The following is a 22,449-nucleotide window of genomic DNA, read 5'->3' on the forward strand; positions in this document are numbered from 1 at the left end:
CGCGCGCGCTACGGTGGACCGGCCCGCCCGCTTCCTCGGCGGGCGGCCCCGTGGGCGCCGCTGCCCGAAGGCCGGTGACACGGGCATCACACACGCACGAGGTGGGGGCACAGCAGCGCCATGGCACAGGGCACGGTCCAGGTGACACACACCGGCACATCGCGGTGGCGGCGCCGCACAGGCGAATACCCCACCCTCACCGCGGCCCTGGAGGCCGCCGCGGACGGTGACGTCCTCACCGTCGCGCCGGGCACCTACCGGGAGAACCTGGTTCTGCACCGCGCGGTGACGCTGCGCGGGCCCGAGGGCTCGGTCGGCTCGGTGCGGATCGCACCGGCCGACGGCGTCCCGCTGACCGTCCGCGCCTCCGCCGTCGTCACCGACGTGCACGTGGAGGGCCAGGACTCGACGGCCCCGGCACTGCTGGTCGAGGACGGGGCACCGGAACTCGCGGACCTGCGGATCGTCACGCGTTCGGCCGCCGGGATCGAGGTGCGCGGCGCGGGCCGGCCGACGGTGCGCCGCTGCACGGTCGACAACCCGGCGGGGGCCGGCATCGCCGTGCTCGACGGCGCGGGCGGGGTGTTCGAGCAGTGCGAGGTCGTCTCGGCCGGACAGTCCGGCGTCTCGGTGCGCGACGGCGCGCATCCGCGCCTGGAGCGCTGCCGGGTCCATCACGCCTCGGGCTCGGGGCTGAGCGTCACCGGCGAGGGCAGCGGCCTGGAGGCCGTCGGCTGCGAGGTGTACGAGATCAAGGGCAGCGGGATACAGGTGTCGGCCCGTGCCGCGGCCCATCTCACCGACTGCACGGTGCACCGCACGTCGGCGGACGGGATCACGCTCGACACCGACGCCGTACTGACCCTGGCCGACTGCGACATCCACGACATCCCCGAGAACGCGGTGGATCTGAGGTCCCGTTCGGTCCTCACCCTCACCCGTTCCACGGTGCGCCGGTTCGGCCGCAACGGGCTCTCGGTCTGGGATCCGGGCACCCGTGTCGACGCCAACCAGTGCGAGATCCACGACAGCACGGGCGACTACCCCGCGGTCTGGGTCAGCGACGGGGCGACGGTGATACTGGACTCCTGCCGGGTCCACGACGTGCCGGACGCCCTGTTCGTGCTCGACCGCGGATCGCGCGCCGATGTCGTCGACAGCGACCTCTCCCAGATCCGCAACACCGCGGTGTCCGTGAGCGACGGGGCGACGGCCCAGCTCGACGACTGCCGCGTCCGCGAGGCGTCGACCGGCGCCTGGTTCCGCGACCACGGCAGCGGCGGCACGCTGAACAACTGCACCATCGACACCGTGCAGACCGGGGTGATCGTCACCAAGGGCGCCGACCCGGCGATCGAGCGGTGCACGGTCACCTCGCCCACCGAGGCCGGTTTCTACGTCTCCGCCGAAGGCCGCGGCACCTTCCACGGCTGCCGGGTCACCGGCAGCGAGGGCTACGGCTTCCATGTGATGGACGGCTGCCGTACGACACTGACCCGGTGCCGCACCGAGCGCTGCGCCCGCGGCGGTTACGAGTTCGCCGAGGGCGGTGCCCACGGCGACGGCCAGGGGGCGGGGCCCGTCGTGGAGGACTGCACCAGCGACGAGAGCGCGCTGCGCTCCCCCACCCCCGCGTCACCCGCCGTGCTGACCGCCACCCAGCCGGCATCCGCCGGGCTGCTCGGGGCGGTCCCCGGTCCGCGTGCCGCGGATCCCGCGCCGGCCGAGGCGTCGCCCGCCCGCCCGGTGCGCGACGCGGACACCGTCCTCGGCGAACTGGACGCCCTGGTGGGTCTGGACAGCGTCAAGCGGGAGGTGCGCGCCCTCACCGACATGATCGAGGTCGGCCGTCGGCGCCGGGAGGCCGGCCTCAAGGCGGCGTCGGTGCGGCGCCACCTCGTCTTCACCGGCTCCCCCGGCACCGGCAAGACCACCGTGGCCCGGCTCTACGGCGAGATCCTCGCCTCGCTCGGGGTGCTGGAGCAGGGACATCTGGTCGAGGTGTCCCGCGTCGATCTGGTCGGTGAGCACATCGGATCGACCGCCATCCGTACCCAGGAGGCGTTCGACCGCGCGCGCGGCGGGGTGCTGTTCATCGACGAGGCGTACGCCCTGTCACCGGAGGACTCCGGCCGCGACTTCGGCCGGGAGGCGATCGACACGCTCGTGAAGCTGATGGAGGACCAGAGGGAGGCGGTGGTCGTGATCGTCGCCGGGTACACCCACGAGATGGAGCGGTTCCTGACCGTCAACCCCGGTGTGGCATCGCGCTTCTCACGGACCATCACCTTCGGCGACTACGAGCCCGCCGAGCTGCTCCGGATCGTCGAGCAGCAGGCCGAGGAGCACGAGTACAACCTGGCCCCCGGGACCGGTGAGGCACTGCTGGAGTACTTCACCGAACTGCCCAAGGGCCCGGCCTTCGGCAACGGCCGCACCGCGCGCGGGACGTTCGAGTCGATGGTGGAGCGGCACGCGGGCCGGGTCGCCCAGCTCTCCGCGCCGAGCACGGACGACCTCAGCCTGCTCTACCCGGAGGATCTCCCCGAACTCCCGTGAGAACGGGGGGACTTCGAGGCCCCGTCCGGCGCCGCCTGACGGGGCAGGAGGGGGCCGAGGCGGTCGAGCAGCGCGGTCCGCTCCTCGGCGAAGACCGGGTCGGCCTGGTAGTCGAAGTGCCCCAGGACGGGCTCGGGCAGCGGGTGTTCGGGCGTGCGCCCGTAGACGAGGGGGTCCTTCAGCGGCCCCCGGTCCACCGGGGGCCCCGGCGCCTCGTCGAGACCGGCCCGGCCGCCGATCGGATCGGTGGCCCGCCAGAGGTTGCGCCAGCAGTTCACGGTGCGGTGCAGGCCGTGCAGCGGTCCGGGACCGAAGTAGGCCGGGAACCAGCGTCCGTACAGGCGCTCGATCGGTGAGCCGTAGGTGAGCAGGGCGACCCGGCTGCGCGTCCGCGCGGGCAGCTGCCAGACCGCCGACGCGGCGAGGACGCTGCCCTGGGAATGGCCGGAGATGACGAGTCGGCCACCGGTGAGCCCGGTCCAGCCGGACATCCGCGACACCAGGTCCGGGACGGCGCGCTCGGCGTAGCAGGGCGGCGCGAAGGGGTGCGCGGCGCGCGGCCAGAACGTCCCGACGTCCCAGAGAATGCCGATCGTGCGCCGCGCGGAGGCGTCGCGGTAGGCCCGCCGCCCCCAGGTGACGAACAGTATGAACCCGAACCCGATGAGCCAGGAGCCGGTGGACTGGGCCGCCTCGGCCACTCCCTCGACGAACGGCCCGCTCCCCTTCAGCGCGACCCCGGGAACCTCCCCGCCGGCCCAGGCGCCCCAGACCGCCGCCGCGCCCAGCAGCAGTGTGGCGCCGGCGACCGGGCCGACGATCGCGGGGGCGGAGTCGGTGAGGGCCGCCGCGGCCCGGATACGGGCGATCTGCCGCGTCCGGGCGGGGTCCGGCCGCTCCTTGCCGTACTCCCGGTCGATCCCCGGTTCCAGGGCGCGCGCGGTGAGCCAGGTGCGGACGAGGAGCAGGAGGGCGGGAATGACCAGCAGCGCCAGCAGGACCGGGATGACCGCGGCCTGCCAGCTCAGCAGCACCGGCGGTCCCTCGATGACGGCACCGGCCGTGCCCGGGGTGCCGGAGCCGTCGAGCCAGTCGGCGACGCGCTGGGCGACCCCGCCGGTCATGACGCCGCCGAGCGCGCAGGCGAGCATGGCCACCACCGGCCCGCCCAGTCCGTGCAGGACGGTGCGGGGCTCCGGTGTCCTGCGGTAGAGGCCGAGGGCCACCCCGGCGAGCAGGAGCACGAGCAGCACCTGGGCGAGGGTGATGACGCCGAAGGCGAGATGACCGGGCAGGGCGCCGGTGGAGAGCCAGCCGGGACGCGACCAGGCGGCGTACCCCCCGGCGAGGACGAGCAGGGCCAGGGAGGCGCCCGGCAGGTAGGTGACGAGGGCGCGGTCGAGCCGGTTGTCCAGACGGCGTTCGCTGCGCCCGCGGCGGCAGACGACCCAGAGCACGACCAGGGCGCCCGCCACCAGGGCCGCCTCGATGAGGCGGCCGAAGACGTCGGGTACGGGGCCGGGCGCGGCACGGTCGTGGCGGGCGGCGGCGCCCGCCACGAAGGCGGCGACGGTGAGGAAGCCCGCGGCGGTGTGGGCGGCGCGCAGGCGGGCGACGAGCCTGCGGCCGTACCAGAAGCCCGGCCTGCCGAGGGCGGGGCGGCCCTGTGCCGCGGGCTCGGGAGCGCCCTCGCCGTCGCCGGTCCCGTCGCCGGTCCCGTCCCCGGCGTCGCCGCCCGGTCCGGAGCCGGTGAGCGGGCGCTGCGACTCGTACGCGCTCCACGTCCGGTTGGACAGGAACCACAGCAGTCCCACCAGGGCGGTGGGCACCAGCGCGGCGAGGGCCAGCCGCCGCCCCGGCTGGGACCACCAACCGCCCTGCGCCGACGACAGGAAGCCGAGCCAGGAGCGCCGGTCCGAGCAGTCCGGGGCTCCCGCGCACTGCCAGGCCGTCAGGTCGAGGGCGACCTCGCACACGGCCGCGGTCAGCAGGATCGTGAGGCTGAGCGCGAGGAGCCGGACGAGGACGCCGTACAGGCGCACCGCGCGGGTGCGGGCGCGGGCGGTGGGGCGCATCCAGTGGGCGAGGTTGACGACCATGAACGGGAGCAGCAGCAGCCACAGCGCCCGGGAGCCGTTGCCGGAGGTGAGGTTGGACCAGCAGTAGGCCTCCTCGATGGGCCGGTCGCGGTACCGCTCCGGGTGCTGTTCGGCGTCGGTGTCCCCCGGGCGCCGGTAGACCGCCGCGGTCGCGTCGCCGGTGATCCGGACCACGCGGGGGTCGTCGAGCATCTCCTGGGGAGTGGCGCCGCCCACGCCGTGGACCAGCAGCTCCAGCGCTGGCCCCGGCGACGGGGCCTGGGTGGCAGGTGGCACTGAGGTGACTCGCTCTCTCGCTCGTGGGGGGAGTCCTGATGGGCAGTCACCAGGATCGTGGCGGAACGGCGGGATCCACGCCGCTCTCACGGAATCTCCCCACCGCGTCGGCCGACGACACCGCGTGGCAGGATGATCCCGTTTCCACGGGACTGGCGGTCGGCGGGAAGGAACGGACCGGCGTTGAGCGAGAATCAGAACCTGCTCGCGGAGCAGCGGCGCGCCCTGATCCTCGACGAGGTGCGCAGGCGGGGCGGGGTCCGGGTGAACGAGCTGACCCGCAGACTGAACGTCTCCGACATGACCGTGCGCCGGGATCTGGACGCGCTGGCCCGCCGGGGTGTGATCGAGAAGGTGCACGGCGGCGCCGTTCCGGTGGTCGAGGCCAGTACGCACGAGCCCGGTTTCGAGGCCAAGTCGGCCCTGGAGCCCACCGCCAAGGAGGACATCGCGCGGGTGGCGGCGACGATGGTGGTGCCGGGCAGCGCCGTCGCGCTCTCCGGCGGCACGACGACGTACGCGCTCGCCCGGCGGCTGGTGGACGTGCCCGATCTGACGGTGGTGACCAACTCGGTGCGGGTCGCGGACGTGTTCCACTCCGCGCAGCGCGCCGACGCGGCGGGCGGGGCGCGCCCCGGAGCCGCCACGGTGGTGCTCACGGGCGGGGTGCGGACCCCGTCCGACTCGCTGGTCGGTCCGGTCGCCGATCAGGCGATCGCCTCGCTCCACTTCGACGTGCTGTTCCTCGGGGTGCACGGGATCTCGGTGGAGGCCGGTCTCTCGACGCCGAATCTGGCGGAGGCCGAGACCAACCGCCGTTTGGTCCAGTCCGCGCGGCGGGTGGTGGTGGTCGCGGACCACACCAAGTGGGGCACGGTGGGCTTGAGTTCGTTCGCCGCACTGGACCAGGTGGACACGTTCGTGACGGACGCGGGGCTGTCGGCGGCGGCCCGCGAGGAGATCGCGGCGCATCTGCCGGGCCTGCTGGTGGCGGAGCCGGCCCCGGACGACGTCTGAGGTCCCGCGGGGCTCCCCCGGCGGTCACCGGGGCCGCGTGCGGCACGTGCGGTCCGGCCGAGGTGCCGGACGGCGTCGGTGCGGATGGCCGGTACGGGTGGCCCGTGCCGCCGTTCGGAGTCGTTCGCCGGGCCGCGCGCTCCGGTCCGGTGGAAGACTCGGGCGGGTGAAGGAATCCTCGGGCGGTACGCGGCCGCGCTGTCTGGTGACGGGTGCCACCGGCTACATCGGCGGGCGGCTGGTGCCCGCGCTGCTCGACGCCGGTCACCGGGTGCGTGCGGCGGTGCGGGACCCCCGGAGGCTGCGCGACCACCCGTGGGCGGACCGGGTCGAGGTAGTGGCGGCCGACGTCCGGGACGCCGGTTCCGTGCGGGCCGCGATGCGGGACGTGGACGTGGCGTACTACCTGGTGCACGCGCTCGGCTCCGGGCCGGGCTTCGAGGAGCGGGACCGCGAGGCGGCCCGGATCTTCGGCGAACAGGCGCGGGCCGCGGGGGTCGGGCGGATCGTGTATCTCGGCGCACTCACCCCGGACGGGGTGCCCGAGCGGGAACTGTCCCCGCATCTGCGGTCGCGGGCCGAGGTGGGGCGTGTGCTGCTCGCTTCCGGGGTGCCGACGGCCGTGCTGCGGGCGGCGGTCGTCATCGGGTCGGGCTCGGCCTCCTTCGAGATCCTGCGCCATCTCACGGAGCGGCTGCCGGTGATGGTCACGCCGAGCTGGGTGCGCACGTCGATCCAGCCGGTCGCGGTACGGGACGTGATCCGGTGGCTCGTCGGCTGCGCCGGGCTGCCCGCCGAGGTGAACCGCACCTTCGACATCGGGGGTCCGGACGTCATGACGTACCGGGACATGATGCGCCGGTACGCGGAGGTCGCCGGGCTGCCGCACCGGCTGGTCCTGCCCGTCCCGGTGCTCACCCCGAGGCTCTCCGGCCTCTGGATCGGGCTGGTCACCCCGGTGCCACCCGCGATCGCCCGGCCGCTGGCGGAGTCGCTGCGGCACGAGGTGGTCTGCCGCGAACACGACATCGCCCGGTACGTGCCCGATCCGCCGGGCGGTGCCCTCGGCTTCGACGAGGCGCTGCGGCTGGCGCTCCAGCGGATCAAGGAGGCGCGGGTGGACACCCGGTGGTCCTCGGCGTCGGTGCCCGGCGCGCCCAGCGATCCGTTGCCCACGGATCCGGACTGGTCGGGCGGCACGCTCTACCGCGACGAACGGGAGCTGACGGTGCCGGTGGCGCCGGACGCGCTCTGGCGGGTGATCGAGGGTGTCGGCGGCGAGAACGGCTGGTACTCGTTCCCGCTCGCCTGGGCCGTACGAGGCTGGCTCGACCGGTTCGTCGGCGGTGTCGGGCTGCGGCGTGGACGGCGGGACCGGCAGCGGCTGCGGGTGGGCGACTCGCTGGACTTCTGGCGGGTGGAGGAGATCGTTCCTGGTGAGCTGCTGCGGCTGCGCGCCGAGATGCGGCTGCCCGGTCCGGCGTGGCTCGATCTGTCGGTGGCCCGTGACGAGCGGGGGCGGACGGTCTACCGGCAGCGCGCACTGTTCCATCCCCGCGGGCTGCTCGGCCATGTCTACTGGTGGAGCGTATGGCCGTTCCACGCGGTGGTGTTCGGCGGCATGGCCCGTAACATCACCGCCGCCGCACGGTCGGCGCCGCCACGCTCGGCGGGCTGACGGCCTTGCGCACGAAGACATCTGACGGAGCGCCAGCTATGGTGTGCGCGGTCCTGCACGCCCCTGCCGACCGCACGGAGGTGCACCTGTGTCCCGCCGACTCCGTTCCGTGGGGATCGACTTCGTCGATTCCGCTCCTCTGCGCCTGGTGTTCGCCGCCGGGATGTCCGCGCCTCCCGAGAGGGTCTACCGCGCCCTCGCCGACGAGGTGGCGGACTGGCCGCGCTGGTTCGCCTCGGTCACGGCGGCCCGGTCCATCGGCGAGGGGGCGGGCCGCGAGGTCCGGCTCAGGGGCGGCGCGGTCCTGCGCGAGACGGTCCTCGTGGCGGATCCCGGCGAGCGGTACGCCTACCGGGGCGACGCGGCCAACACCCCCGGGATCCGGGCCCTGGTGGAGGAGTGGCTGCTCACTCCGGAAGGGGCCGGGACGCGGGTGCGGTGGACGTTCGCCGCGGACGGTTCCGGGCCCTTCCGGTTCGCCCTGCGGCTGGGCCGCTCCGGGATGGGCCGGGCGTTCCGGGACGCGGTGCGCACGCTCGACGGGCGGCTGGCCGCGTCGTCGGAGTGAGAGCGGCCGCGGGCACGGCGCGGGACGCGGCCGGCACCGCGCCGGGTCCGGGCCGTGCGGACCGGCCCGTTCGCCCCGGCTACCCGGACCAGCCGCCCCCGTTCAGGAAGGAGTCGATGGTCGCCGCGTACGGGGCGATGTCCAGTCCCTGCCCGGCGAGCCAGTCGTCGGAGTAGTACTTGTCGAGGTAGCGGTCGCCGGGGTCGCAGATGAGCGTGACGACGCTGCCCGTGGTGCCCTCCTCCACCATTTCGGCGACCAGCTTGAACGCGCTCCACAGTCCGGTGCCGGTGGAGCCGCCCGCCTTGCGGCCGATGGCCGTCTCCAGGGCGCGTACGGCGGCGACGCTGGCCGCGTCCGGCACCTTCATCATGCGGTCGATCGCCCCGGGCACGAAGCTCGGCTCCATCCGGGGCCGGCCGATGCCCTCGATCCGGGAACCGCAGTCGCTGCTGGCCAGGGGGTCGTTCCGGGTCCAGCCGTCGAAGAAACAGGAGTTCTCCGGGTCGGGCACGCAGATCCGGGTGTCGTACTGCATGTAGTGCACATAGCGCGCGATGGTCGCCGAGGTGCCGCCCGTCCCGGCCGTGGCGACGATCCAGGTCGGCTCCGGGTAGCGCTCCAGCCTGAGCTGCTGGTAGACCGACTCGGCGATGTTGTTGTTGCCGCGCCAGTCGGTGGCCCGTTCGGCGTAGGTGAACTGGTCCATGTAGTGGCCGCCGGTGTCGGCGGCGAGCGTGGCGGACTCCTCGTACATCGTGCGGGAGTCGTCGACGAAGTGGCACCGGCCGCCGTGGAATTCGATCAGCCGGCACTTCTCGGGACTGGTGGTGCGAGGCATCACGGCGATGAACGGCACACCGATCAGCTTGGCGAAGTACGCCTCCGAGACGGCCGTGGATCCGCTGGACGCCTCGATCACCGGCTTGCCCGGCCGGATCCAGCCGTTGCAGAGCCCGTAGAGGAAGAGCGAGCGGGCCAGCCGGTGCTTGAGGCTGCCGGTGGGATGCGTCGACTCGTCCTTGAGGTAGAGGTCGATGCCCCACGCCTCGGGCAGCGGGAAGCGCAGCAGATGGGTGTCGGCGGAGCGGTTGGCGTCCGCCTGGACCTTGCGTACGGCTTCCTTGAGCCAGGCCCGGTACCCGGGGTCGGAGCGGTCTACGTCGGCGGTCGCCGCGACCGGGTCGTGTCCCTGCTGAACCGTGCTCATGGGCGCGCTCCTCCTCGTGTCACCGGAACTCCACGCCGCCCACGATATTCCCCTCACCTGCACAAACGTTTCCTTTGATGGGCCATAGCCTTGGCTTGGCCCCGGCGCGCGGTACGGGCGCGCCCGTGCGCCGGTACGCGACCTGGCGCGACGGTCCCGGCTTGTGCAGACTGCCCATCAGAGCCATGCGAAGGGGGCGAAGCAGCCATGCAGGAAACGGAGTTCAGTGCGACGGGGGTTCGGATCGAACGGTGGGCCCGGTCGCTCACCAGGGCCGGACAGGTGGTCGTCAAGGACGGCAGGGTGGCCCTGCTGACCAGCTACGGACGGGAGATCGACAGCGCGCCGGTGCGGACGGTGAGCGCGGGCCGGCCGTGGTTCGCCGGGGCCGGGGCGACCGTGGCGCGCCTCAACGGGACGCGCTACCGGCTGACGATGGGGCAGCGCGGTCAGGGGCCGGACCGGACGGGTCCCGCCCGCAGGTTCCTGGAGACGCTGCGCAGCGCGGGCGGCCGGATGATCTGAGCGGACGGCCCCGTCGGCACCTCGCGAGTTGCGAGGCCGTGTCCCCTGGGCGACATTGGTCACACGTCACTCGTGGTTCACCGGCGGTGACGCTGTGACCCTCTCCGCCGGCAGGGATCGGCAGGCCGTCTGCTGGATCCGTTCCTCCGTCTTCTTCCGGACCTAATTCGGGGAGTCGCAGCCGTGATCAGCGAGCCAAGCAGGCACTGCACGGTGGAGCTCCAGGCCCTGCCGTCGCGGATCGGTCAGGTCCGCAGGATCATTTCGGCCCAGCTCCGCTACTGGCATCTCGATCCCTTGATCGACCATGCGGCACTCGGCGTCACCGAACTGCTGACCAACGTCCACCGGCACGCCCAGCCGGACAAGGCATGCACCGTCGAGATCGAACTGTTGCTAGAACGACTGACGGTGTCCGTCCACGACCACGACCCGCGGCTGCCGACGGTGCGCGAGGCCGGAGCGTTCAGCACGTCGGGGCGTGGTCTCGCCCTGATCGCCGCCGTCAGCGAGAGCTGGGGAGCCCGCCCGAGGGGCGGGTCGGGCAAGGTCGTCTGGTTCACGCTCCCGGCGCCTCCCCGGTTCGCCGTACGGCCGTCGCACCCGGTGTACGGGGCGACCACGGACGGGCCGTTCGAGCCGGACGCCGCCGCGTACCCGGCGGGCCGCACCCCGTCCGTCGCCCGGTCGATGGTGGTCGGATAGCGGGAACGGCCGCGACGGCCGCCGGGCCGCCCCGCTCGCAGCCGGAGGGCACCGCCCGCGCGGCCGCCCGGTCGGCCGGCTGCCGAGGGATCTGGAGGTCGTCGCCGGTGGGCCGATGCCCAGGGCACACGGATCGAGCCGTTGCCTCAACACGCGGCCGATTTCCCGGATCATCGCCGCGAGAAGACGGCCCGGTCGATCCCGGCGGAGCCCTCGGCCGGACCTCGGCGCCGGGCCGCCGCCAGCACACTCAGGCCGAACATCAGGACCCCCAGGGGGAGATGGACCGAAGGGACGTGGGCGATGCCCGACACGACCTGGACCGAGGCGAGCACGAGGAATCCTGACGCGTGCAGGACCGGCCGGGGAGAGCCGCCGCCCGGCTTCCACGCCAGCACCGCCGCGAGCACGTACAGCATCGACGCCCCGTACATCACACGGGCTCCGACGCTGTGCAGCGTCTCCCCGTAGGACGAGGTCAGCAGCAGCCCGGCGGAGACCGCCTGAAGGAAGATGGTCAAGGTCTGCACAGCGATCGCGATCCGCAGGAACGAGGAGCCGCGTCGCGCGTTCGCCGTCACCTGACTGGCCATGTCACAGTCCCCTTTTCCGCCCCTCGGGCAGTGGATCGATAAGGTCTCACCAGCCCGACGACGCGGGCCCGCGAAAGGTAAGGCGAGGGGGCGGCCGGAAGCATGGGGACTGTCGGGGCCGGCGCAGACGGGATAGTCGGCGAGCGGCGTCAACTGATCAATGTCGCATATCGGTTGCTCGGCTCGGTGACCGAGGCCGAGGACGCCGTGCAGGACGCCTACGCACGATGGTACGGGCTGCCGCGGAGCCGGCAGGAGGAGATCCTGTCCCCCGGCGCCTGGCTGACGACGGTGACCGGCCGTATCTGCCTGGACCTGCTCGGCTCGGCACGGGCCCGTCGTGAACGCTACGTCGGCGCGTGGCTGCCCGAGCCGCTGCCCGACCGCGCCGAGGGGGACGCGGGCGGCACCGGTCCCGCGGACCCCGCCGACCAGATCGTTCTGGACGAGTCGGTGGCCATGGCCTTCCTCGTCGTCCTGGAGTCGATGACGCCCGCCGAGCGGGTGGCGTTCGTCCTGCACGAGGTCTTCCGGTACCCGTACGCCGAGATCGCCGGTGTTCTCGGCCGGACCCCTGCGGCCTGCAAGCAGCTGGCGGCCTCCGCCCGGCGGCGGGTGGGCGCCGCGGGCGCTCCGGTGACGGCGGCCGGCCGGGCCGACGTGGTGAGGCACGTCAAAGAGGCCTGGGAGACCAAGGACGTCGCGGCCCTCGTCGGTCTCCTCGACCCGGCTGCCGTGATGACCGCCGACGGCGGCGGCATGGTCGGCACCGTCCTGCACCCGGTCGAGGGCGGCGCGCGCATCGCCCGGTACATGGTCGCCATCGCCGACAAGGCTCCGGGGCTCGAACTCCTGGAACGGTCGGTCAACGGTGTGCCGGGCCTGGTGGCCCGGCGCGCCGGCGTCGTCGTGACCGTGGCCTCGTTCGAGGTCTCCGACGGACGCGTCAGCCGGATCTGGGCGGTCCGCAACCCGGAGAAGCTGCGGCCGTGGGCGCGGGAGGGCTGACGGCCGTCCCGTATTCCCCGAGGGGCGGGGCCGCCCCCGCCCAAGGTGATCCTCCCGGGGCACGGCGAGGATCCTCGTGGCCGACCCGGGACGGGCGTTCGCCTGGGCGACACCCGCCGACCGGGGCCGACGGGCCGAGCGCGGGCCCGGCCGGGGTGCCTGGGGTGCCCTAGCTAGTGCTGTGACCGGGAAGGTTTGCCGGGTGGCTCGCGGCGTCCGGTGCGGTGCATCGCAAGGCGGGAGTCCTCCGCGAGCTGCAGATACTCATCGCGACCTGGACCGGCGCCTGCCCCACCTGTCACCGCGACATGCCAGACCCCGCACCAACATGACCAAGCCCTACTAGGGGCGGGTACGGCGCGGACGCCACCGTCTCAGGGCCGCACGCGGGCGACCGACGAACAGGCTAAGGGCTGTCCCGTAATCCCTGACGGGCGCCCGACGACAGTTGCGGCACCTCGCCGCGTTGTCGGAACGCCCACATACGTCCCGTATGCGGGCGCCCCTCCGTCTTGCGATGCACCACATCTGACGCCGCGCGCTGATCCGCCACGGATTACGGGGACAGCCCTTAGGCAGGGCCACCGCCGCCGCTCGGGGCGGCGGCGGGCAGCCGCGCTCCCGGCTCAGGCGAGCGCGGCCAGCGGGTCGTCGAGCACCGGCTGCCAGGCCAGTTCCGCCGCGCCCACCAGGCTGTTGTGGTCGAGCGTGCACGGCAGGATCGGCACACTGCCGCTGCGCCCCCACAGACTGCGGTCGGCCACCACCGCGCGCAGTCGCTCGGGGTCCGCGTCCAGCAGCGCGCGGTGCAGTCCGCCGAGGATGATGCGGTCCGGGTCGAGGATGTTGACCAGTCCGGCGAGCCCGAGGCCGAGCCGGTCGATCAGCTCCTCGGCGGCCCCCCGCACCGCCGGGTCGTCGTACTCCGTGCGCAGCAGGTCGCCTGCCTGCTTGAGCAGCGACTCCTCCGGGCCCGGTTCGCGGCGTGCCGCGAGCAGGAAAGCCAGCGGATCGGTCTCGACGTCCAGACAGCCGCGGCCCCCGCAGTGGCACGGGCGGCCGTCGGGGTTCACCGTGAGGTGCCCGACCTCCAGCGCGAGCCCCGAACTCCCGGTGTGCAGGCGGCCGTCGAGGACCAGCGCCCCGCCCACGCCGCGGTGACCGGTGGCCACGCAGAGCAGGTGCCGCGCGCCGCACCCGGCGCCGTGACGGTGTTCGGCGAGCGCGGCGAGGTTCACGTCGTTCCCGGCGAAGGCGGGGCCGGGGATGCCCGCCGCCGCCACGTGGGCGGCGAAGATCTCGCGCACCGGAGCCCCCGCGGGCCAGGCGATGTGCAGGGGGTTGAGCGCGGCCCCCTCGGGCTCGGCGACCGCGGACGGCACCGCGATTCCCGCGCCGACGCAGCGGCGCCCGCTGTCCCGCAGCAGGCGGGCGCAGTCGTCGACGACCTCTCCGATGACCTGTGCCGGGTCGGCCGTGACAGTCACGCATCCTGGGGCGGTGGCGACGATCCGCCCACCCAGCCCGACGAGCGCCGCCCGGTACCCGTCCGCGTGCACCTGCGCGGCGACCGCGACCGGACCGGACTCGCGCACGGACAACCGGTGCGAGGGGCGGCCCTGGGAACCGGCGGCGGAGCCCGGCCGGGAGTCGACCTGGATCAGGCCGAGCGCCTCCAGCTCCGAGGCGACCGCACCGGCCGTCGCCCGGGTGACCCCGAGTTCGGCGGTGAGGACGGCGCGGGTGGGCGCGCGCCCGGTGTGGACCAGTTCCAGCGCGGGCCCGAGCGCACTGCGGCCCCTCTCCAGCTTCGTCCGGGTGGTGGTCACCTTTCCGTTCATGGGGGCGAGTCTCCCATGATCCGGGCGTGCCGCCGACGCCCCGGCGTCGCACCCACGGCCCGGACGGCCGCGCCCCGTCGAGCGCCTTGCACGCGTTGCCCCGGCGCCCCTATCCTGAGTTTGTGCCGCAACTAAACAAATTGCGGACGGCCCTGCCGGGAGCCCCGGGCGGACACACCGCCACGTCTTCGACGGCCCGCCTCCGTACCGCGCTGACCGTGTTCTTCGCCCTCGACGGTTTCCTCTTCGCCGGCTGGGTCGTCCGCATTCCGGCCATCAAGCACCAGACCGGTGCGTCGGCCTTTGACCTGGGGCTCGCGCTGCTCGGCGTGTCCGCCGGGGCCGTGGTGACCATGATGCTCACCGGCCGACTGTGCCGCCGGTTCGGCAGCCACGCGGTGACGGTGGTCTGCGGCGTGCTCCTCTCCGTGAGCATCGCGTTGCCCGCGCAGGCGCGTTCGGCATTTGCGCTCGGCCTGGTGCTGCTGGTCTTCGGGGCCGCGTACGGCGGGATGAACGTGGCGATGAACAGCGCGGCCGTCGATCTGGTGACCGCCCTGCGGCGTCCCGTGATGCCGGGATTCCACGCCGCGTTCAGCCTCGGCGGAATGATCGGGGCCGGGCTCGGCGGGCTGGTGGCGGGCGCCCTCTCCCCCGCCACACACCTCTTCGCCCTCACCGGGATCGGGCTCCTGGTCACGGCGACGGCCGGACCCACGCTGCTGCGCCACCCGAGACCCGGGCCGCCCACTCCCTCGTCCACGTCCTCCCCGGCGGGGGCGGCCGACGGCTCCGGGGCGCAGCCGCGACCGGCCCGGCACGCACGGCGAACGGTGCTGCTGTTCGGCGTGATCGCGCTGTGCACCGCGTACGGCGAGGGCGCGCTGGCCGACTGGGGCGCCCTCCATCTGGAACAGGACCTGCGCGCCCACCCCGGGATCGCCGCCGTCGGATACTCCTTGTTCGCACTGGCCATGACGGCCGGTCGGCTCGGCGGCACGATGCTGCTCCAGCGCCTCGGCCAGACCCGCACCCTGGTCGCGGGCGGCGCGACGGCAGCGGCCGGGATGCTGCTCGGCTCGCTCGCCCCCACCGCCTGGGCGGCCCTCCTCGGGTTCGCGATCACGGGCCTCGGTCTGGCGAACATCTTCCCCGTGGCGGTGAGCCGGGCCGGGGAGGTCTCCGGCCCCTCGGGGGTGGCCGCCGCGTCGACGCTGGGCTACGGCGGGATGCTGCTCGGACCGCCCACGATCGGCTTCCTGGCCGACTGGTTCTCCCTCCCGACGGCCCTCACCACGGTGGCACTGCTGGCCTCGGCAGCCGCCGTCCTCGGATACGCGGCACGGGGCACCGCCCGCACATGAGGCATCGGCCGCACCCTCGGACGGCCACGCGCCGCGGCTGGATCCGGTGATTCCCGGGCCGGATCCGGGGACTCCCGACCCCGCCAGGTCGGCTGCGGACGCCTGTCGGCTCCGATCTGCGCCGCTGGCACAATCGGCGTCATGGCCATCACGAGGCATATCGAGTCCCCGGCCGACGAAGGACGGTTGCTGGTGGCCGCCGCCCGTGAGGCGGGTACCTCGGCGCCCGTGCCCACCTGCCCGGACTGGCGGATGCGCGATCTGGTCCGACATACCGGCACGGTGCACCGCTGGGCAACCGGATTCGTCGTCGAGGGCCACCCCTCGTACCACCCGAACGGCGGGGAACCCGATCTCGAAACGGACCCCCGCTCCTCGACTGGTTCCGCGAGGGCCACGCCCTCCTGGTCGACGCCTTGACGGCCGCCCCGGCCGGGCTGGAGTGCTGGACCTTCATGCCCGCGCCGTCGCCACTGGCCTTCTGGGCCCGGCGCCAGGCGCACGAGACGACGATCCACCGGGTGGACGCGGAGTCGGCACGCGGCGGGCGCCTGTCGAAGGTGACGGCCGAGCGCGCGGTGGACGGCATCGACGAACTGCTGCACTGTTTCCATTCCCGCGGACGGAGCAGGGTGCGCTCGGCGACAATCGTTCTCGTTCTCCGACGGTCCGGCCGAGCCGGTCGGGCGGGTGGAACCGGGCGACCACGGCGCGCCGGGCGGCAGCGGGAGCCAGCACCCGGAATCCGCCGTCGGCCCGGGGCCCGGCCTCGATCGTGCCACCCAGCGCGGCGGCCCGCTCCCGCATCCCCGCCAGTCCGTTGCCGCTGCCCCCGGCGTCGCCACCGGTGGCGGGCCCGTCGTCGTCGACGCGGAGGCGGACATGGCCGGGACCGTAGCCAATCCTGACCCGCGCGGTACGTGATCCGGAGTGCCGGACCACATTGGTCAGCGCCTCCTGCACGATCCGGAGGGCGGCGGGGCCGGTGGCGGGCGGCACGGCGTCACGCGCCCCGTCGGTCTCGACGGTGACGGCCAGTCCGGCGCTCGCCGCCTGGTCCACGAGCTCGGGCAGCCGGTCCAGACCGGGGGCCGGGGTCCTGGGCGCGTCCCCGGGAGCGCGCAGGGCGCCCAGGGCCTGGCGGACCTCCCCCAGCGCCTGCCTGCCGGCGGCCCTGATGGCGATGAGCGCGGCCCGCGCCTGCTCGGGGTCGGAGTCCAGCAGCGCGAGACCGACGCTCGACTGGACGTTGATGACGGAGATGCTGTGGGCCAGCACGTCGTGGAGCTCGCGGGCCATCCGCAGCCGCTCCTCTTCGGCCCGGCGCCGCCGCGCCGCCTCCTGCTCGGCGCGCCGCTCCGCCCACTGCTCACGGCGGACGCGAACGAACTCGGCGACTGCGACGATCGCCACCACCCAGGCGGCGATGCCCAGTTCCTGCCCCCAGGAGGCGGCGTGGTCGTCGGCCGGCGGCAGCCACCGGTGGAGCGGGTGGGTCACCAGGACGTGGCCCAGCCACACCATGCCGACCGCCGTCCAGGCCGCCCGCCGGTGCCCGGAGACGACGGCGCCGAAACAGCCCCCGGCGACCGCCAGGAAGACCGGCCCGTACGGATATCCGGCCGCCAGGTAGACCGTCGCGGCCGCCGGACACCACCGAGCGGGTCGGCCGTCCTGGGCCCTGTCGTCGAAGTACCGTCGTTCGGCCGGAGGTCGGATTGCGCGGCATCCGGTGCTCCCCCGAATTCTCGGCTTCGCTCGAACAGGGGAGACGCCTTGCGATGCACCGCACCGGACGCCGCGGGCCCCGCCCTTCGGGCGGACGACGCTACTTTCGAAACATGTCAGCGGTCCATCATCGACAGCGCCCGCTGGGCCAGCGGATGCGTCCGGACCAGTTCGGCCAGCGACGTCGTCCCCCGGGTCACCCCGGCGAACGCGTTCCAGGCCGGGCGGAACCCCGTCAGCACCGCATGCAGCACACCCGGGCGCCGTTCGAACAGCTTCAGCATGCGGCGGCCGACGCCCATCTCGACGCCGAGCCCCGCCTTGATGGCGAAGGCGTAGTTGAGCGCCTGACGCCGGGCGTCCACCGCGTCGTGCGACTCCGCGACCCGGACCGCCCACTCACCGGCGAGCCGCCCCGACCGCAGCGCGAAGGAGATGCCCTCGCGGGTCCACGGTTCCAGCAGCCCCGCCGCGTCGCCGCACACCAGCACCCGTCCGCGCGACAGCGGCGAGTCGTCGCTGCGGCAGCGTGTCAGATGCCCGGAGGAGATCTTCGGCTCGAACCCGGCGAGCCCCAGCCGGGCGATGAAGTCCTCCAGGTACCGCTTGGTGCCCGCGCCGTCGCCGCGCGCCGAGATGACACCGACGGTGAGAGTGTCGCCCTTGGGGAAGACCCAGCCGTAACTGCCGGGCATCGGGCCCCAGTCGATCAGCACCCGCCCCGCCCAGTCCTCCGCGACCGTCGGCGGTACCGGGATCTCCGCCTCCAGGCCGAGGTCCACCTGATCCAGCTTCACCCCGACGTGGGCTCCTATCCGTCCGGCGCTGCCGTCGGCGCCGACGACCGCGCGGGCCAGGACGGTCTCACCACCGGCCAGCACCACGGCGACCGTGCGCCGGTCCGGCACCGCGGCACCGTGCTGCTCGACCCTCGTCACGGTGGCTCCGGTGCGGAGTTCGGCACCCGCCTTCTGGGCCTCCTCGACCAACCCCGCGTCGAACTCGGGGCGGTTGATGAGACCAAAGAGCATCCGCTTGGAACGGCGGGTACGCGCCAGCCTGCCGTTGAGCGAGAACGTCACCGCGTGGACCCGGTCGCGCAGCGGCAGCTCGAATCCTGGCGGCAGCGAGTCCCGCGAGAACCCGATGATCCCGCCGCCGCACGTCTTGTAGCGCGGCAGCTCGGCCCTTTCGAGGAGCAGTACCCGTCGGCCCGCGACCGCCGCCGCGTACGCCGCGGAGGCTCCGGCCGGTCCACCACCGACGACGACCACGTCCCATACGGTCGACTCTTCGCGCTCCTGCACGGCGTCTGCGTTCTCGCTGCTCACGATGTGCTTCTGCTCCCGATCCCACCAATGGCCCATGCTGCTCACGGCATCCTACGGCGCGCCCGCCCGGGCACCCCCTGTGGGAGGATCGACCGTGCGTTCGCCCCGCACGCACACCGCACCACCGGTACGCGTGCGCCCGGATTCGTACCCATAACGTCGCACCCACGAGGAGCGTGCCCATGACCGCCCGTCCGATCTCCGAGACCATCGCCTCGCTGATGCCCCGTGCCAAGGCGGAGCTGACCGAGCTGGTGGCCTTCCAGTCGGTGGCGGATCCCGCGCAGTTCCCGAGGAGCGAGTGCGAGGCCGCCGCCGGCTGGGTCGCGGACGCGCTCCGCGCCGAGGGCTTCCAGGACGTCGCCCTGCTCGACACCCCCGACGGAACGCAGTCGGTGTACGGCTTCCTGCCGGGTCCGGCCGGCGCCCCGACCGTGCTGCTCTACGCGCACTACGACGTACAGCCGCCGCTCGACGAGTCCGCCTGGCTCTCGCCGCCGTTCGAGCTGACCGAGCGGGACGGCCGCTGGTACGGCCGGGGCGCGGCCGACTGCAAGGGCGGCTTCATCATGCACCTCCTCGCGCTGCGCGCCCTGAAGGCCGACGGGGGCGTCCCGGTCTCGGTCAAGGTGATCGCGGAGGGCTCCGAGGAGCAGGGCACCGGCGGACTGGAACGGTACGCGGAGGCGCACCCCGAGCTGCTCGCCGCGGACACGATCGTCATCGGCGACACCGGCAACTTCCGCGTAGGCCTGCCGACGGTCACCGCGACGCTGCGCGGCATGACCATGCTGCGGGTCACCCTCGACACCCTCGAAGGGAATCTGCACTCCGGTCAGTTCGGCGGCGCCGCCCCGGACGCACTGGCCGCGATGATCCAGCTGCTGGCGTCGCTGCGCGCCGAGGACGGCAGCACCACCGTCGACGGGCTCACCGCGGACACCGAGTGGGACGGACTCCAGTACCCGGAGGCCGAGTTCCGCGCGGACGCCAAGGTGCTCGACGGCGTCGAGCTGATCGGCACGGGCACGGTCGCCGACCGGATCTGGGCCCGGCCCGCCGTGACCGTCATCGGTATCGACTGCCCGCCGGTGGTCGGCGCCACCCCCTCGCTCCAGGCAAGCGCACGAGCCCAGATCAGCCTCCGGGTACCGCCGGGCCGGGACGCCGCCGAGGCGACGGAGTTGCTGACCGCGCACCTCGTGGCGCACGCCCCGTGGGGGGCCAGGGTGTCGGTGGAGCAGGTCGGCCAGGGCCAGCCGTTCCGCGCGGACACCACCAGCCCCGCGTACACCTCGATGGCACGGGCGATGGAGGCCGCGTACCCCGGCGAAACGATGCAGACGTCCGGGATGGGCGGCTCGATCCCGCTCTGCAACACCCTCGCCGCGCTCTACCCGGAGGCCGAGATCCTGCTGATCGGCCTGAGCGAGCCGGAGGCTCAGATCCACGCCGTGAACGAGAGCGTGTCGCCCGAGGAGCTGGAGCGCCTGTCGGTCACCGAGGCCCTGTTCCTGCGCAACTACGCCGAGTCCAAGCGGGCCTGACGGGGCATCGGAAGAGGCCGTCCCCGCGGTTTCCCGGCGCCTGCCGGGCCCGCGGGGCGAGTCGGCGGACCTTTCCCTCACACCCCGCCGTGCCCGCCTCCGACGGAGTCGGCCGAGGCGCACTGCCGCGGCGTCGGCAGCACGGACCTTCGCGATGTCGGCCGTACGGGCCCTCGGGGGCACCGACCCGGTGGTCCGCTCGCCTCCGATGCCGCCCGGGTCCGGCGGCCCCCGACCGTCGTCGACGCCGACGCGGGGCCGCTCCGGAGCCCTCCGCCTCAGCCGACCGGGATCCCGGCCTCCAGGTTGAGCACGGTCTTCCGTTCCCGGGCACGCAGCGCCCAGCGCAGCCTCTCGTAGCGGGTGGGAGGGAGCAGGGTGGCGGCTTCCTCCTCGGTGACGAACCGCCAGCCGCGCAGCTCCGAGTCCGGCAGCAGCAGCCGCTGGACGTCCACGCCGGGCAGCAGCCCGCCGTCGAAGAGCATCCGGAGACCTCCGTATCCGGGCGGGTGGGGCGCCTCCCAGTCGACGACCAGGAGCTTGGGCACCCGGTCGAGGTGGATCCCTATCTCTTCGGCCACCTCACGGATCCCCGCCTGTGCCGGTGCCTCGCCCTCCTCGACGACTCCGCCGGGGAACTCCCAGCCCGGCTTGTACGTCGGGTCGACGAGCAGGACCCGGTCGTGCTCGTCGAAGAGCAGCACCCCGGCCGCGACGGTCTCCCCGGTCGGGGCGGGGGTCTGCACGATCTCGCAGGCGGTGGCCGCTCCCGTGCGCACCGCCTCGGCTATGCGCTCGGCCGTCTCGTAGGGGGTGAGCGCGCTGGTGTCGATCGTGTGGGCGTCACGGGTGAGCCAGCCGAGCGCCGCCCGGTAGGGGCCGATGTGCTCGTAGGCCCATTGCTGGGCCCGTTCGCCGTGCCCGGGGTCGTCGGGGGACTCCACCCGGCCCGCGATCCGTTTACGCAGGATCGTTTCCTCTTGCGAGAGCAGCACATGGCGCACCGGTATGCGCCGGGAGGCGAGCCCGCCGAAGATCTCGTCGCGGTATTCCTGCCGCAACAGCGTCATCGGCACCACCAGCACGCCGGACACCTCGGCCAGCAGAGCCGCGGCGGTGTCCACCACCAACCGCCGCCAGATCGGAAGGTCCTGGAAGTCCGTCACCTCGGCGAGCCTCTTCTGGGGCAGCAGGTACCGCAACCCCGCGCCGATCAGCTCGGGGTCGTAGAAGGTGCTGTTCGGGATCAGATCGACCAGCTCGCGAGCGGCGCTCGTCTTCCCCGCGCCGAACGCGCCGTTGATCCAGACGATCACGGTTCCCCCTCTTCCGTAGCCCCCTGTGGCTTGCCCGCAACACCCTGCCGCGAAAACCCGGCTGTGGCGATGCTGTTACCCGAAAGGAACCGTCGGATGCCCCCGTACGCGGCCCATGTTCGCGACCGGCCCGCACACCGCCACGACCGGCCCCGTCCACCGTACGTGACGTGCCGTCAAAATCCTTTCGTAGCAGGGGATCCGGGGCCCCGGCGGACCCCTCCGCCGGGCCGTGCGCCCTGCGCGCCGGGCCTTCGGTTCCGCCGTCCGCCCGCCGGAACGAGGACGGCGTTCACACCATTGCCACAATCCCATCACCAACGGAACACGCCACTCCCGCGCCTGTTACGGGGCCGATGGGTCCATGCGTCCATGAACCGCGCAAGGAGGGACAGATGCCTCGGAACCGCCGGCCGCCCCGTCGACGAGGCCCGCGGCGACTCGCCACCGAGGAGCCGACCCCGTGACGCCGCCCATGACCAAGGTAGGGCCGAGCCTCCGCCCCCCTCTGGAGCACCTGATCGCGAGCAAGCGCCGGGCTCGCGAAGTCCGCGTTCCCGGGTCCGGCCGGTGCGGCCTACTCTTCGTTGAACGGGAGAGCCGTTTCGTCGTCGCCGGGGTCCTGGTCATAGATGACGGCGGACACGGCGGCGTCGTAGGCCTTTTCGAGTCCGGCACCGCTCGCGCCGAGGATGTTCTCCCAGTCGTAGCCCATGGGCAGGACCCTACCCGAGCACTTCGAGGACCCGGGAGATGCGTGCGTTGAGCTCGCCGGCCCTGGTGAAGAATTCGGCCTTCTCCTCGGGCGTGATGAGGGGGCGCCTCGGGGCGGGTGCATCGAGCTGTATCGGTCTATCCATTGCCACTGGTCGATCGCGGGCAGCAGGTTTGGGTGGCCGGGTCAGCCGGGGCTGGGGTCTTCGTGTTCGTGCCGGTGTTCCGCGTCGGAGGCACTGTCGCCGCGCGGGCCAGGGTGCGGACGACCATGTGCGACCAGTCGGCGTTGGTACCGAGCATGTTGAGCCATGACCACACGGCGCAGGCCGCGGTCCCCGCAGTAATCGCCGCAAAAGCGACGGATATC

Annotated in this window: 17 protein-coding genes and 2 pseudogenes; 10 read left to right on the forward strand and 9 right to left on the reverse strand. The window is 73.4% G+C overall.

Annotated features, from left to right (window positions below; genetic code table 11):
• The first annotated feature begins 120 nt into the window (after positions 1-120).
• Entirely contained in the window at positions 121-2,559 is a 2,439-nt protein-coding gene (locus ACFYY6_RS08100; RefSeq protein ID WP_351624812.1) for a right-handed parallel beta-helix repeat-containing protein, read from the forward strand.
• Here the strand turns inward: ACFYY6_RS08100 and ACFYY6_RS08105 are convergent.
• The gene (locus ACFYY6_RS08105; protein WP_389192181.1) at positions 2,529-4,934 is read right to left on the reverse strand and encodes a hypothetical protein; all 2,406 of its coding nucleotides are present in this window, start codon (positions 4,932-4,934) and stop codon (positions 2,529-2,531) included. The genes ACFYY6_RS08100 and ACFYY6_RS08105 overlap by 31 nt on opposite strands.
• A gap of 183 nt (positions 4,935-5,117) precedes the next feature.
• Between ACFYY6_RS08105 and ACFYY6_RS08110 the strand changes: the two genes are divergently transcribed.
• The 3 genes from ACFYY6_RS08110 to ACFYY6_RS08120 all read left to right on the forward strand — a co-directional run bounded on the left by ACFYY6_RS08110 (position 5,118) and on the right by ACFYY6_RS08120 (position 8,197).
• Positions 5,118-5,951 carry a DeoR/GlpR family DNA-binding transcription regulator gene (locus ACFYY6_RS08110; protein WP_351524478.1) on the forward strand — a complete coding sequence of 278 codons (834 nt, stop codon included), beginning with the start codon at positions 5,118-5,120 and terminating at the stop codon, positions 5,949-5,951.
• A 166-nt stretch (positions 5,952-6,117) separates the two neighbouring features.
• A complete protein-coding gene (locus ACFYY6_RS08115) occupies positions 6,118-7,629 on the forward strand; it encodes an SDR family oxidoreductase (RefSeq protein ID WP_389192184.1) in 1,512 nt (503 codons plus the stop codon).
• 88 nt (positions 7,630-7,717) lie between these two features.
• Positions 7,718-8,197, forward strand: a complete 480-nt coding sequence (locus ACFYY6_RS08120) for an SRPBCC family protein (RefSeq protein WP_351524480.1) — start codon at positions 7,718-7,720, stop codon at positions 8,195-8,197.
• Between the two features lie 79 nt (positions 8,198-8,276).
• On the opposite strand, the gene ACFYY6_RS08125 is transcribed toward ACFYY6_RS08120, so the two are convergent.
• A complete protein-coding gene (locus ACFYY6_RS08125; RefSeq protein WP_389192187.1) occupies positions 8,277-9,407 on the reverse strand; it encodes a PLP-dependent cysteine synthase family protein in 1,131 nt (376 codons plus the stop codon).
• Positions 9,408-9,614: 207 nt separating this feature from the next.
• Between ACFYY6_RS08125 and ACFYY6_RS08130 the strand changes: the two genes are divergently transcribed.
• Both ACFYY6_RS08130 and ACFYY6_RS08135 read left to right on the forward strand, forming a co-directional pair.
• Positions 9,615-9,932, forward strand: a complete 318-nt coding sequence (locus ACFYY6_RS08130) for a hypothetical protein (protein ID WP_351524481.1) — start codon at positions 9,615-9,617, stop codon at positions 9,930-9,932.
• A 183-nt stretch (positions 9,933-10,115) separates the two neighbouring features.
• The gene (locus ACFYY6_RS08135; protein WP_351524482.1) at positions 10,116-10,637 is read left to right on the forward strand and encodes an ATP-binding protein; all 522 of its coding nucleotides are present in this window, start codon (positions 10,116-10,118) and stop codon (positions 10,635-10,637) included.
• A gap of 170 nt (positions 10,638-10,807) precedes the next feature.
• On the opposite strand, the gene ACFYY6_RS08140 is transcribed toward ACFYY6_RS08135, so the two are convergent.
• Positions 10,808-11,230, reverse strand: coding sequence for a hypothetical protein (locus tag ACFYY6_RS08140; protein WP_351524483.1), 423 nt, complete (start codon positions 11,228-11,230; stop codon positions 10,808-10,810).
• A 102-nt stretch (positions 11,231-11,332) separates the two neighbouring features.
• Here ACFYY6_RS08140 and sigJ point away from each other — a divergent pair, with 102 nt between their 5' ends.
• A complete protein-coding gene (gene sigJ, locus ACFYY6_RS08145) occupies positions 11,333-12,238 on the forward strand; it encodes an RNA polymerase sigma factor SigJ (protein WP_389192190.1) in 906 nt (301 codons plus the stop codon).
• Between the two features lie 626 nt (positions 12,239-12,864).
• Here sigJ and ACFYY6_RS08150 read toward each other — a convergent pair.
• Complete coding sequence (locus ACFYY6_RS08150) at positions 12,865-14,079, reverse strand: ROK family protein (RefSeq protein WP_351524311.1); 1,215 nt, start codon at positions 14,077-14,079, stop codon at positions 12,865-12,867.
• 122 nt (positions 14,080-14,201) lie between these two features.
• On the opposite strand from ACFYY6_RS08150, the gene ACFYY6_RS08155 reads away from it, so the two are divergent.
• Both ACFYY6_RS08155 and ACFYY6_RS08160 read left to right on the forward strand, forming a co-directional pair.
• Positions 14,202-15,443, forward strand: coding sequence for an MFS transporter (locus tag ACFYY6_RS08155; protein WP_389192193.1), 1,242 nt, complete (start codon positions 14,202-14,204; stop codon positions 15,441-15,443).
• Positions 15,444-15,584: 141 nt separating this feature from the next.
• Positions 15,585-15,913 (forward strand): annotated as a pseudogene (locus tag ACFYY6_RS08160) (maleylpyruvate isomerase N-terminal domain-containing protein); the annotation flags it as partial.
• A 259-nt stretch (positions 15,914-16,172) separates the two neighbouring features.
• Here the strand turns inward: ACFYY6_RS08160 and ACFYY6_RS08165 are convergent.
• Both ACFYY6_RS08165 and ACFYY6_RS08170 read right to left on the reverse strand, forming a co-directional pair.
• A pseudogene (locus ACFYY6_RS08165) lies at positions 16,173-17,090 on the reverse strand (sensor histidine kinase); the annotation flags it as partial.
• Positions 17,091-17,287: 197 nt separating this feature from the next.
• Positions 17,288-18,502, reverse strand: coding sequence for a geranylgeranyl reductase family protein (locus ACFYY6_RS08170; protein ID WP_351524313.1), 1,215 nt, complete (start codon positions 18,500-18,502; stop codon positions 17,288-17,290).
• 182 nt (positions 18,503-18,684) lie between these two features.
• On the opposite strand from ACFYY6_RS08170, the gene ACFYY6_RS08175 reads away from it, so the two are divergent.
• Complete coding sequence (locus tag ACFYY6_RS08175) at positions 18,685-20,049, forward strand: dipeptidase (protein WP_351524314.1); 1,365 nt, start codon at positions 18,685-18,687, stop codon at positions 20,047-20,049.
• Positions 20,050-20,327: 278 nt separating this feature from the next.
• Here ACFYY6_RS08175 and ACFYY6_RS08180 read toward each other — a convergent pair whose 3' ends face one another.
• From ACFYY6_RS08180 to ACFYY6_RS08190, 3 genes are all read right to left on the reverse strand, one after another.
• Positions 20,328-21,365 (reverse strand): NUDIX domain-containing protein, encoded by a 1,038-nt coding sequence (locus ACFYY6_RS08180; RefSeq protein WP_351524315.1) that lies wholly within the window; start codon positions 21,363-21,365, stop codon positions 20,328-20,330.
• A gap of 577 nt (positions 21,366-21,942) precedes the next feature.
• On the reverse strand, positions 21,943-22,080 hold the full coding sequence (locus ACFYY6_RS08185; RefSeq protein WP_351524316.1) for a hypothetical protein: 138 nt from the start codon (positions 22,078-22,080) through the stop codon (positions 21,943-21,945).
• Between the two features lie 10 nt (positions 22,081-22,090).
• A complete protein-coding gene (locus ACFYY6_RS08190) occupies positions 22,091-22,225 on the reverse strand; it encodes a hypothetical protein (RefSeq protein ID WP_351524317.1) in 135 nt (44 codons plus the stop codon).
• Positions 22,226-22,449: the final 224 nt, after the last annotated feature.

The organism is Streptomyces sp. NPDC001750 (assembly GCF_042892615.1).
Taxonomy (GTDB): domain Bacteria; phylum Actinomycetota; class Actinomycetes; order Streptomycetales; family Streptomycetaceae; genus Streptomyces.

Excerpts from the sequence above, each read along its gene's own strand:
- ACFYY6_RS08100 (WP_351624812.1), top strand. The coding sequence starts at position 121 with ATGGCACAGGGCACGGTCCAGGTGACACACACCGGCACATCGCGGTGG.
- ACFYY6_RS08125 (WP_389192187.1), bottom strand. The coding sequence starts at position 9,407 with ATGAGCACGGTTCAGCAGGGACACGACCCGGTCGCGGCGACCGCCGAC.
- ACFYY6_RS08130 (WP_351524481.1), top strand. The coding sequence starts at position 9,615 with ATGCAGGAAACGGAGTTCAGTGCGACGGGGGTTCGGATCGAACGGTGG.
- ACFYY6_RS08140 (WP_351524483.1), bottom strand. The coding sequence starts at position 11,230 with ATGGCCAGTCAGGTGACGGCGAACGCGCGACGCGGCTCCTCGTTCCTG.
- sigJ (WP_389192190.1), top strand. The coding sequence starts at position 11,333 with ATGGGGACTGTCGGGGCCGGCGCAGACGGGATAGTCGGCGAGCGGCGT.
- ACFYY6_RS08150 (WP_351524311.1), bottom strand. The coding sequence starts at position 14,079 with ATGAACGGAAAGGTGACCACCACCCGGACGAAGCTGGAGAGGGGCCGC.
- ACFYY6_RS08175 (WP_351524314.1), top strand. The coding sequence starts at position 18,685 with ATGACCGCCCGTCCGATCTCCGAGACCATCGCCTCGCTGATGCCCCGT.
- ACFYY6_RS08185 (WP_351524316.1), bottom strand. The coding sequence starts at position 22,080 with ATGGGCTACGACTGGGAGAACATCCTCGGCGCGAGCGGTGCCGGACTC.
- ACFYY6_RS08190 (WP_351524317.1), bottom strand. The coding sequence starts at position 22,225 with ATGGATAGACCGATACAGCTCGATGCACCCGCCCCGAGGCGCCCCCTC.